This window comes from Micromonospora thermarum, from assembly GCF_012034245.1.
In the GTDB taxonomy this organism is placed as follows: Bacteria; Actinomycetota; Actinomycetes; order Mycobacteriales; family Micromonosporaceae; genus Micromonospora; species Micromonospora thermarum.
In genome coordinates, this window is the sequence record NZ_JAATEO010000066.1 from 1 (window position 1) to 9,816 (window position 9,816).

At 71.6% G+C, this 9,816-nt stretch carries 11 protein-coding genes and 1 pseudogene; 1 reads left to right on the forward strand and 11 read right to left on the reverse strand.

What is annotated here, in order from left to right; genetic code table 11:
* The 6 genes from HCJ94_RS28895 to HCJ94_RS28920 form a co-directional block, all read right to left on the reverse strand.
* Positions 1-506, reverse strand: a 506-nt coding sequence (locus HCJ94_RS28895) for an adenosylhomocysteinase (protein WP_168004169.1), incomplete at its 3' end; no start/stop codon positions are given.
* Between the two features lie 283 nt (positions 507-789).
* Positions 790-1,953, reverse strand: coding sequence for a mannose-6-phosphate isomerase, class I (manA, locus tag HCJ94_RS28900; RefSeq protein ID WP_168004170.1), 1,164 nt, complete (start codon positions 1,951-1,953; stop codon positions 790-792).
* A 3-nt stretch (positions 1,954-1,956) separates the two neighbouring features.
* Positions 1,957-2,943 (reverse strand): cation diffusion facilitator family transporter, encoded by a 987-nt coding sequence (locus HCJ94_RS28905; protein WP_168004171.1) that lies wholly within the window; start codon positions 2,941-2,943, stop codon positions 1,957-1,959.
* A gap of 40 nt (positions 2,944-2,983) precedes the next feature.
* The gene (locus HCJ94_RS28910) at positions 2,984-4,180 is read right to left on the reverse strand and encodes an SIS domain-containing protein (RefSeq protein ID WP_168004172.1); all 1,197 of its coding nucleotides are present in this window, start codon (positions 4,178-4,180) and stop codon (positions 2,984-2,986) included.
* The gene (locus HCJ94_RS28915) at positions 4,177-4,362 is read right to left on the reverse strand and encodes a Trm112 family protein (RefSeq protein WP_168004173.1); all 186 of its coding nucleotides are present in this window, start codon (positions 4,360-4,362) and stop codon (positions 4,177-4,179) included. Before HCJ94_RS28915 ends, HCJ94_RS28910 begins: the two co-directional genes overlap by 4 nt.
* A 62-nt stretch (positions 4,363-4,424) precedes the next feature.
* Positions 4,425-5,810: a phosphomannomutase/phosphoglucomutase gene (locus tag HCJ94_RS28920; RefSeq protein ID WP_168004174.1), complete on the reverse strand. Its 1,386-nt coding sequence runs from the start codon at positions 5,808-5,810 to the stop codon at positions 4,425-4,427.
* 281 nt (positions 5,811-6,091) lie between these two features.
* Here HCJ94_RS28920 and HCJ94_RS28925 point away from each other — a divergent pair, with 281 nt between their 5' ends.
* Positions 6,092-6,562, forward strand: coding sequence for a hypothetical protein (locus tag HCJ94_RS28925; RefSeq protein ID WP_168004175.1), 471 nt, complete (start codon positions 6,092-6,094; stop codon positions 6,560-6,562).
* A 112-nt stretch (positions 6,563-6,674) separates the two neighbouring features.
* Here the strand turns inward: HCJ94_RS28925 and HCJ94_RS28930 are convergent, their stop codons facing one another.
* From HCJ94_RS28930 to HCJ94_RS28950, 5 genes and pseudogenes are all read right to left on the reverse strand, one after another.
* Positions 6,675-7,778: a hypothetical protein gene (locus HCJ94_RS28930; protein WP_168004176.1), complete on the reverse strand. Its 1,104-nt coding sequence runs from the start codon at positions 7,776-7,778 to the stop codon at positions 6,675-6,677.
* 192 nt (positions 7,779-7,970) lie between these two features.
* Positions 7,971-8,651: a deoxyribonuclease V gene (gene nfi / locus HCJ94_RS28935; RefSeq protein WP_168004177.1), complete on the reverse strand. Its 681-nt coding sequence runs from the start codon at positions 8,649-8,651 to the stop codon at positions 7,971-7,973.
* A 42-nt stretch (positions 8,652-8,693) separates the two neighbouring features.
* Positions 8,694-8,891 (reverse strand): annotated as a pseudogene (locus HCJ94_RS28940) (mycothiol transferase); the annotation flags it as partial.
* A gap of 28 nt (positions 8,892-8,919) precedes the next feature.
* Positions 8,920-9,303 carry a hypothetical protein gene (locus HCJ94_RS28945; protein ID WP_240944603.1) on the reverse strand — a complete coding sequence of 128 codons (384 nt, stop codon included), beginning with the start codon at positions 9,301-9,303 and terminating at the stop codon, positions 8,920-8,922.
* Between the two features lie 22 nt (positions 9,304-9,325).
* Positions 9,326-9,816 (reverse strand): RelA/SpoT-related domain-containing protein (locus HCJ94_RS28950; RefSeq protein WP_507236344.1); only part of this gene is annotated, 491 nt, incomplete at its 5' end.

Sequence of the window (9,816 nt, forward strand, 5' to 3'; positions counted from 1 at the left end):
ACGCCCTTGTGCACCAACAACGTCGCGTCCCCACCATCGTCAAGGATCATGTTCGGACCCTCACCATCCGGCCACGCGAGCACCTGCTCAGTGCACCACCAGTACTCCTGCAGGCTCTCACCCTTCCACGCGTACACCGGCACACCCGCCGGAGCGTCGGGGGTGCCGTCCGGGCCGACCACCACCGCCGCGGCCGCGTGGTCCTGGGTGGAGAAGATGTTGCACGACGCCCACCGCACCCGCGCGCCGAGCGCGACCAGGGTCTCGATGAGCACGGCCGTCTGGATCGTCATATGCAGCGAGCCGGTGATCCGCGCACCCGCCAGGGGCTGCGCGTCGGCGAACTCGCGGCGGATCGCCATCAGGCCGGGCATCTCGTGCTCGGCGAGCCGGATCTCCTTGCGTCCGAACTCGGCAAGCGACAGATCCGCCACCTTGTAGTCGCCCTCGGCGAGGGTGCTCGGCCGGTGCGATCCGCTGGCGGACGCCGGGAGGGTGCTGGTCATGAAAGCTCCTGTCGGACGATGTGCAGCGCGACCATCCACCTTACGCGCGCGCACCGACGGACCGCCGCCCGGTCGGCGAACAGCGCACGGGGCGGTCGGTGGTGGACGGACTTTCCGCCCACGGGCCGGCCGCCCCGTGCATCCCCCCGGTTTGGTTCCCCGCGCGTTCTCGGGACCGTCGTCGCGATAACGCTGCGTACCCATAGAGTCACACTGCGCTGATCCCGCGTCAAGCCATTCCGGGAAAGTCGGACTTGCTCGCCCCGCAGAAGCCGCGCGTCGCTCAGCGCTGGCCGCAGCTCGCGACGTATGCCTCCCCCGCACCCGAAAGGTGCAGGTCACCGGCGGCAGCCGGACCCACGGCCGCCTGGCCCGGCCCGAGCGCCACCTTGCCGGTCCCGTCATCGACCGTGAGCCCACCGGCCCCGCACAGCACCACCCGTGGCCCGGCGAGCGGCAGCGTCACCTCGGGTACCTCCACGCCCACCCGCACCCGGTGCAGCGCGAAGTCGTCCACCGGCACCGGCCAGCAGACCACGCCGGGCGCGACCTCACGCGCACGCACCACCGGATCGTGCAGCACCTCGAACCGCAGCACCCGGAGCAGCTCGTCCACGTCCACACGCTTGGGCGTCAGCCCACCGCGCAGCACGTTGTCACTCGCCGCCATGATCTCCACGCCCGTGCCCCGCAGGTAGGCGTGCAGGTTGCCGGCCGGCATCCAGATCGCCTCCCCCGGCGCGATCCGCACGCGGTTGAGCAACAGCGCCACCAGCACCCCGGGATCACCCGGATAGGCCGCTGAAAGCTCCCGCGCAAGCTCGGCGTCGAGCCCGCCGACCGGCGCCGACGCCACCGCCGTCACCAGCGCGTCCCGCTCGGCGGCGGGCCACGTCAGCAGCAGGCGTACGGCCTCGGACAGGCCCGCCGGACCGGTGCGCAACGCGGTCACCACCGGCTCCAGTGACGGTACGCCGAACGCGGCGAGCACCTCCGCCGACACCGCCGGATCGCGGAAGCCGCAGAGCGCCTCCATCGACGAGAGCGCCACCAGCAGCTCGGGCTTGTGGTGCGGATCGACGTAGTTGCGTTGCGCCTCGGGACGCGCCGCGTCGGCGGCGTGCCCGGCGCGGGCCTGGTCCCGGTCCGGATGGGCCTGAAGGCTGAGCGGCGCGTCGGCGGCGAGCACCTTGAGCAGGAACGGCAGCCGGGTGCCGAACCGGTCGACCACCTGCTCGCCGAGCCAGTGCCCCGGCTCGGCGAGCAACAGGTCGACCAGGCTGACCCGGGCGCCGTCCCGGTCCACCGAGGCCGGAGCGCCCGGGTGGGCGCCCAGCCACAGCTCGGCCTCCGGCTCGTCGCTCGGCACCGGCCGCCCCTGCAGGGTGGCGATCGCCGAGCGCGACCCCCAGGCGTAGTTCCGGATCGGCCCGTACAGCAGCTCCACCGGTCAGCCTCCGGACCGCCCGGCGGTTTCTCCGGGCTCGATGTGGGTGGCGGCGCCGGAGTCGGCCCGGTCCGCGTCGGCGTTGTAGATGTCCGGCTCCAGGTAGATGACCCGGGCGGCGGGAACGGCCGCGCGGATCCGCGCCTCGACCGCGTTGATGCCGCTGGCCAGCTCCTCGGCACTGTGCCAGGTGCGTACGCCGACCTTCGCCGCCACCAGCAGCTCGTCGGGCCCGAGGTAGAGCGTCTTCATGTGGATGATCCGCTCGATCTCCGGGCCGGCCGTGATCGCCTTCTCGATGGCCGTCACGTCGTGCGCCTCGGCGCCCTCACCGAGCAGCAGGCTCTTGGTCTCGATGGCCAGGATGACGGCGATCGTCACCAGCAGCACGCCGATCATCGCGGTGCCGACCGCGTCCCAGCGGCCGTTGTGGGTGATCAGCGTCATGCTCACGCCGAACAGCGCGAAGACCAGACCGACCAACGCGCCCAGGTCCTCCAACAGCACCACGGGCAGTTCGGGCGCCTTGGCCCGGCGGACGAACTTTACCCAGGACTGGTTGCCCCGGACGTGGTTCGACTCCTTGATCGCGGTCCGGAAGGAGAACGTCTCCATGATGATGGCGACCACGAGCACGACCACCGGCACCGCGTGCCACTCGGTGATGCCCTCCTTGTGCCCCCACTTGTGGTACGCCTCGTACAGCGCGAAGAGGCCACCCACGGTGAACAGCACGATCGACACGATGAACGCGTAGATGTAGCGCTCCCGGCCGTAGCCGAAGGGGTGTTGCGGGGTGGCGGCGCGCTTGGCCCGCCGGCCGCCGAGCAGCAGCAGGCCCTGGTTGCCGGAGTCGGCGACCGAGTGGATCGACTCGGCCAGCATCGACGACGAGCCGGTCAGCAGGAACGCGACGAACTTGGTGACGGCGATGCCGACGTTGGCCAGCAGCGCGGCGACGATCGCCTTGGTCCCACCGTTGGCGCTCACGCCGCCGCCTCGCTGAGGACGGCCGCTCGCTTGCGTTCGCTCACTGGTTCGCCAGCTCCTTCATCTCCGTGATGGCCGGGACGGCCATGGGGTCCAGCCCGTGTGCCAGGGCAAGGTAGATCGAGGCGAAGTCCGGGACCGCGACCAGCGAGGCGAGCCGCTCCAACGCGGAGCCACCCTCGGCGGTGACCACGTCGCAGCGCACGCCCCGCCGTTCGGCGAGGGTCTGCACGGCTTCCGCCCGCCGCTCCTCGACCGCGAGGGGCTCGTCGGCGTCGTCCTCGGCGTTGAGCCCGCCGTCCCGCAGCAGCACCAGCCGCAGCCGCGTGCCGGCGGGCGTCTCGTCGTCCGGGTCGGCGAAGATGTCCCGCTCCCCCTCGGCCAGGCCGCCGAAGACGCCGTCGAGCAGGCCGACGCGGCCACGACCGGCCTCGCCGAGCGCGCCGGACACGACCGGGTAGCGGGCGTTCGCCGACAGGGTGTCGCCGAACCGGCGGGCCGCGACGGTCGCCAGCGGTGACGAGCCCCAGACGATGGGGATCGAACCGGCCAGGCCCAGCGCGAGCGACTTCGCCGGGTTGACGAAGGACTCGGCCGTCGGGCGGCAGCGGTCGGCGTCGGCGTCGAGCCGGGCGGCGGTCTCCGCCAGGTCCGCCTCGTTCACCTTCACGAGGCCGAGCGTACGGGCGGCGAGCAGAACCGGCACGGTGAGCGCCCAGAGGCTGGCCCGGGCCGGGGCGCGGCGGGGCACCGGGATGAACGGCGCCCGGGCGCGTTCGGCCACGGACTGGAGCTGCGAGTCCGGGGCGCCGACCGCGACGAGGCGGGCACCGCGCCGGTGGGCCGCCTCGGCCGCGCCGAGCGCCTCGGGGCTGCGGCCGGAGGCGCTGACGGCGATGACCACGTCGGCGGCACCGACCCAGCCGGGCACGCCGGCGCTGCGGTGCGGGATCACCGGCACCGGGCAGCGCGGCCCGGCGACCGTGGCGAGGACGTCGCCGGTCCGCCCGGCGGTGCCGATGCCGGCGATGACCACGGCGCGCGGGCGCCCCTCGTCGCCCAGCACGGAAAGGTTGGCCTCGGCGGCGAGTGCCGCCGACTCGCGGACCTGCGCACCCGCCGAGGCGGTATGCCGCAGCATTCCGCCCGGATCCCGCTCGGCGAGCGCGTCCGGGTCGTCGAGCAGGGCCTCGTCGGCGTCGCGGTGGCCGCTCACCCCGGCCGTACCGTCGATCACGACCGCTCCGCGGGGCCGCCGCGCGCCTCGTCGAGCAGCAGCACCGGCACGTCGTCGCGGACCTCGAAGATCCGGCCGCACTCCGTGCAGGTCAGCGTCTGTGCCTGGGCGTCGTAGGTGAGCGGGGCGTGGTGCGTGTCCGGGCAGGCGAGGATCTCCAGCAACTGCGGGTCCAGGGCCATGGCACGGCTCCTTCCACGTGTGCGGCTTCACCGGACGGCGGTGCCGACCGGCGCACGCGATCTTATCGGCGAACCCGGTCGAGCACCTCGTCGCGGAGCGAGGTCATGCGCTCCCGGGTCGGGGCCTCGACGTTGAGCCGCAGCAGCGGCTCCGTGTTCGAGGCCCGCAGGTTGAACCAGGCGCCGTCGGGGAAGCGCAGGGTGAGGCCGTCCAGCTCGTCGGCCTCCGCGTCGGGGTACGCGGCCCGCACCTCGGCGACCGTCGCCGCCTGGTCGCCCACGGTGGAGTTGATCTCGCCGGAGGCGACGTACCGCTCGTACTCCCCGGCCAGCACCGACAGCGGCAGCGACTGCTCGCCCAGCGCGGCCAGCGTGTGCATCGCCGCGAGCATGCCGGTGTCGGCGAACCAGAAGTCGCGGAAGTAGTAGTGGGCGGAGTGCTCGCCACCGAAGACGGCGTTGGTCCGGGCCATCTCCGCCTTGATGAACGAGTGCCCTACGCGGGAGACGACCGGCTGGCCGCCGTGCTCCCGGATGATCTCCGGCACCGCGCTGGAGGTGATGAGGTTGTGGATCACCGTCGAGCCGGGGTGCTTGGCCAGCTCGCGGGCGGCGACCAGGGCGGTGATCGCGGACGGTGAGACCGGCTCGCCGTGCTCGTCCACCACGAAGCACCGGTCCGCGTCACCGTCGAAGGCCAGGCCGATCTCCGCGCCGTGCTCGACCACGGCCCGCTGGAGGTCGACCAGGTTCTTCGGGTCGAGCGGGTTCGCCTCGTGGTTGGGGAAGGTGCCGTCCAGCTCGAAGTAGAGCGGCACGATCTCCAGCGGCAGGGCCGGGAGCGCGGCGTCACCGAGCACGGTCGGGATCGTGTAGCCGCCCATGCCGTTCCCGGCGTCCACCACCACCTTCAACGGCCGGATCCGGGAGAGGTCGACCAGCTTGCGCAGGTACGCCGCGTAGTCCGCGAGGAGGTTCCGCTGCTGCACCGGCGCGGTCGGCTCGCCGGCGGGGCGCGCCTCGCCCGAGTCCAGCAGAGCCTGCGCCCGGTCCCGGATCTCGGCCAGGCCGCTGTCCTGGCCGATCGGCCGGGCACCGGAACGGCACATCTTGATGCCGTTGTACTGCGCCGGGTTGTGGCTGGCGGTGAACATCGCCCCGGGCAGGTCGAGCGATCCGGAGGCGTAGTAGAGCATGTCGGTGGAGCCGAGGCCCAGCTCGATGACCGTACGGCCCTCGGCGCGGACGCCGGCGGCGAAGGCCGCGGCGAGGCCGGGGCCGGTGGCGCGCATGTCGTGGGCGATCAGCACCGCGTCGCCGGGCTCGCCGGAGGCGTTGAGGACCTGGGTGAAGGCCACGCCCAGCGCCTCCGCCGTGCGCTCGTCCCACTGATCCGGCACCGTCCCACGAATGTCGTAGGCCTTCACGATCTGGGACAGATCAGACACCGGTTCCGCTCCTTGGGCTGCAGGTCGTCAACGGCCTGAGCGTATCGGAGGGGGCCCCGACGCCTCGGCCCCAGGCGCGGAGTCGGGGTCATGAACTCGTGTGGTCGAGCGGCCATCCATCGACGCACCAGGTCCGCAATTCCCCGAATAAATGGATTTGTGCAGGCGGGGTTGCGAGCCTTCCTTAACGCGCAATAGCCTCCTTTTCAGCGTCTGAAGAATGCTGCCGAACAGCATCCGCGCCAATCCCCCGGTCTCGACACCTTTATCGGTGTCGGCACATGGCGCGCCGCAATGCAGGCGCTCAGGAAATGGGAGCAACCTTGGCACGAAGGAAGCGACGTCTCCGGCTGGCCGCGATGTCCGTGGCCGCCATGTCTCTGGCCGCCGCGGGAGCGCTGGTACCGGCCTCCCCCGCCTCAGCGCGTCCGCACGACTGCAGCCTCAGCGTGAAGATCAGCAAGGACCCGGGCTCCATGTACGCCCGGGCGGATGTGAACTGCCGGAACAAGGAACACTTCGCTATCCGCATCTCGATTTATCGCGACGACTGGCACGGCAACAGCTCCGTCGCCAGCCGATACAAGGGGTTCCACGCCTCGGGTTACACGTATCTCTCGACCTCCGAGCCGTGCTCCGACGTCGATCCCAAAAAGAAGTACCACGCGATCGCGAAGCTGTACGACACCCGTTTCGGTCCGGCTGTCGAGGTCAAGGACGTCAAGAGCACCACGGTGTCCGGTCACTGCTGACCGAGGACAGGCCCGGGTTCTCGTCCGGCCGGATCGGCGGCCGCCCGGAGGGCAAGCGCGCCCATCACGGTTGAGCCCGGGGCGGGCGGCGCGCTGCGCCGTCCGCCCCGGATCAGTCGGGCAGTCGGGGCATGAAGGTGGTCCGGTCCTCGTCCCCGGCGACTCCGGGCGTTCCCGAAGCCGGCGTTCCGTACTGCCCCGGCACGGGAGGAGTTGACGGTGGCGGGGCGCCGTAGGGGGTCCCCGGCGTGGGCGCGCCCGGCATCACCTGGGTCGCGTCCGCCGGTGCGCCGTAGAGGCCGGTGGGGCGCTGGGCGGGCGGCGTTCCGTACAGGCCGGGTGTAGCCGGACGGCCGGTGGCCGGCTGCCCGTACACCTGCCCGGGCTGGCCGGGCACGACCGGCGGGCTCTGCGCGGACCGGTAGGTGCTGCCACCGGGGGGCGGGCCACCGCTCGTCGGCGTCTCCTTGTCCTCCCGGAAGCGGCGGACCAGCAGGACGATCAGCACGATCCCGACCGCGACCATGGCCAGACCGAAGAACATGATCGGGGAACCGCCGGACGCCTCCGCCGCCACCGGGCTGGGCGCCCCACCCGCCGGATCGGCGAGGGCGTCGACGGACGTCCCGTCGGCGGCGCCCGCCTCCGTCACGGCGGCACTCGGCGTCGGTGACGGGGTCAGCGACCGGGACGGCGTCGGCGAGGCGGAGGGCCGACCGCCGACCACCCGGGAGGCGTCCGACCCTCGACCCAGCACCTGGCCCACCGCATTGGTCGCCTCACCGATGACGGCCAGCCGGCCGTCCGGCGCTCCGGCGGCGAACGCCACCCGGTACCGCACGGTGATGCTCTTGCCCTTGCACAGCCGCGGGTTCGCCGGGGAGGTGGCCGCGGTGCTCACCCCGCCGCCGCCCCCGGACAGCGGCACGGGGAACCAGCGGCCCCCCGCGTTGACCTGCACCCGGACCTGATCCGCCTGGAGCCCGTCGAGGCGTAGAGCGAGCGCGGTGCGCAGGAGGACGCAGCCGTCCGTACGCTTGCGCACCTCCACGGCGACGCCCTCAGCCGACCCTCCGGCCGTGAATCGCCCGGCGGCGCCCACCCGGACCGAGTCCTCGTCGGCGAGCGCCGGGGTCGCACCGACGGCCACGAGGCCGCCCACCACCGCGCAGACCGCTGCGAGCCGCGCCGCGTGCCGCCGAACCGACATGATCACCTCGCCGTTCCTCCCCCGGGAACGGGGGTCCGCCGGTCAGGCTACTACCGGGGCGGGACAGCTCCCGGTCATAGAGCGCTCCGGATGTGCCCCGCATTACCCTCCGGCGCCGCCATCCACTCGGACCGGCACCCGCCACGCCCACGTGTCCGGCCGCCTCCTGCCGCCCGCTCGGCCGGCGGACCGGTCCGCTCAGGCGACGGCGGCCAGAGCGTCCCGGCACAGCCGGTCGGCCGTGCGGGTGGTCTCCGGCAGCCGGAAACGTGGCGCGAGCGCGAGTACCTGGGCGATCGCGTTCTCCAGGCTCATCCGGTGGCCGACGCTGACGAAGACGGGCTTCACCCCGTCCCGCGTCCGCACCACCCCGCCGACGACCTCCCCTCCGTCGACCAGGGGCGCCCAGGCCCCGCGCCGCTCCGCCGGCCCCGACCACGTCCCCACCAGCGGGGTCTTCCCCACCCCGACCGCCGGCAGGCCGGTCACCACCCCCAGGTGGCACGCCAGCCCGAACCGGCGCGGGTGCGCCAGCCCGTGTCCGTCGCAGACCAGCAGATCCGGAAGGGTACGCAGGCGACGCAGTGCGTCGAGCAACGCGGGCACCTCCCGGAACGCGAATAGCCCGGGGACGTACGGGAAGGCGGGACGCCCCACGCTGACCGCCTCGTCGACGACGGTCAGGGTCGCCGTGTCCAACACGGTGACGGCCGCCGCGAGCCGGTCCCCGCCTTCCGCGTACGCGACGTCCAGGCCGGCCACCCTCGCCGGAGCGGTCGGTCCGGGACCGACGAGGTCCACCAGAGGCCACAGCCGGTCCTGGATCGCGAGCGCGGCGGCCACGTCGGCCGGCTGCTCGTAGCCGACCTGGCCCACCAACTTCCTCTCCTCACGACGCCGCCGGCGGCCTCGTGGCCCCGGTCACTGGCCGATCCGGCCGTCGATCAGCTCGTGGAGCAGGTCGGCATGGCCGTTGCGCCGGGCGTACTTCTCGATCATGTGGACCAGCAGCTCGCGCAGGGAAAGCTCCTCGCCGTGGTGCGTGCGCCCCCGGACCCCGAGGGTCGGCGCCTCGGCGACGAAGCGCTCGGCGAACTCGACCTCCGCCCGCCACGTACGCCACGCCTCGGCGAATCAGCTAACAACGTCAGCTACTTGGGATGTCGATGAGAGTGGGGTCAGCAGCAAGGTCACCTGCCTGCCTGAGCTCCTCCTCGAACATCACGAAGGTCCTGCGCCTGATGCCCTCGATGAGCGCGACTTCCTTTGCCGTGAGGTCACGCCGTTCGGAATCTGCCAAGTCTTCGATGGCTTTGATCGTCTCGTAGAGGGCGAACACTGGGCCCTCTCCGCGCAAATAGTGAGCACGGTCGTACTCAACCCACTGCACGAAGTCCTCACGGCCAAGCATGCTGATCTCCCCACCGACGGCAAAGAGGATCTCATCGATCAGGTCGTTAGCCGGCTCCCAGCCGCCCGTCTTCTTGGACAGGCGCCACGCTGCCACTCCGCCATCGGTCGTCTCGACCATCTTCACCGGCGACTTGTAGTAGCTAAAGAACCCCGGCAGAACCAGGCCCGGCATCTCCGGCACTCGGCCTCCCCTCACCTAACGTCGACTTGAGCGCATCCCAGAAGAAGCTTTGTTCGCGGGTCAGTAGGCCGTTGTAGATCGCCCGCTCCATCAGGGACAGATCATTGCCGCGCTCCCGTGCGATCGACTCGAGGTCTCTCCGCACCTCGTACAGTGAATGTTCCCACCCATCGACCACGTCAAGTGCCGCCAAGTGGAGCCGGAACTCTGCGATGTGCCCGTTACTCATGCGCAACATCATCTGAATGTCTCGATACCCGCTCGCCTGCGGCTTGGCAAACCGATCCTCAACCTCAACGATCTCGACATCCGGGTCCTCCGTGACCAGCCGTACGGCACGATACAGGTCCGATAGCTTCGCAAAGACAACCTTGGCAGCCGCAAGATCGGTAAGCCGTGAGACATCGCCTCCATACTTGCGAACCTTGTCTTCGGCACGCGTCCTTTGCT

Coding starts and splice junctions, on each gene's coding strand:
- HCJ94_RS28915 (WP_168004173.1), bottom strand. CDS start 4,362: ATGGCCCTGGACCCGCAGTTGCTGGAGATCCTCGCCTGCCCGGACACG.
- HCJ94_RS28925 (WP_168004175.1), top strand. CDS start 6,092: ATGGCGCGCCGCAATGCAGGCGCTCAGGAAATGGGAGCAACCTTGGCA.
- HCJ94_RS28945 (WP_240944603.1), bottom strand. CDS start 9,303: ATGGTCGAGACGACCGATGGCGGAGTGGCAGCGTGGCGCCTGTCCAAG.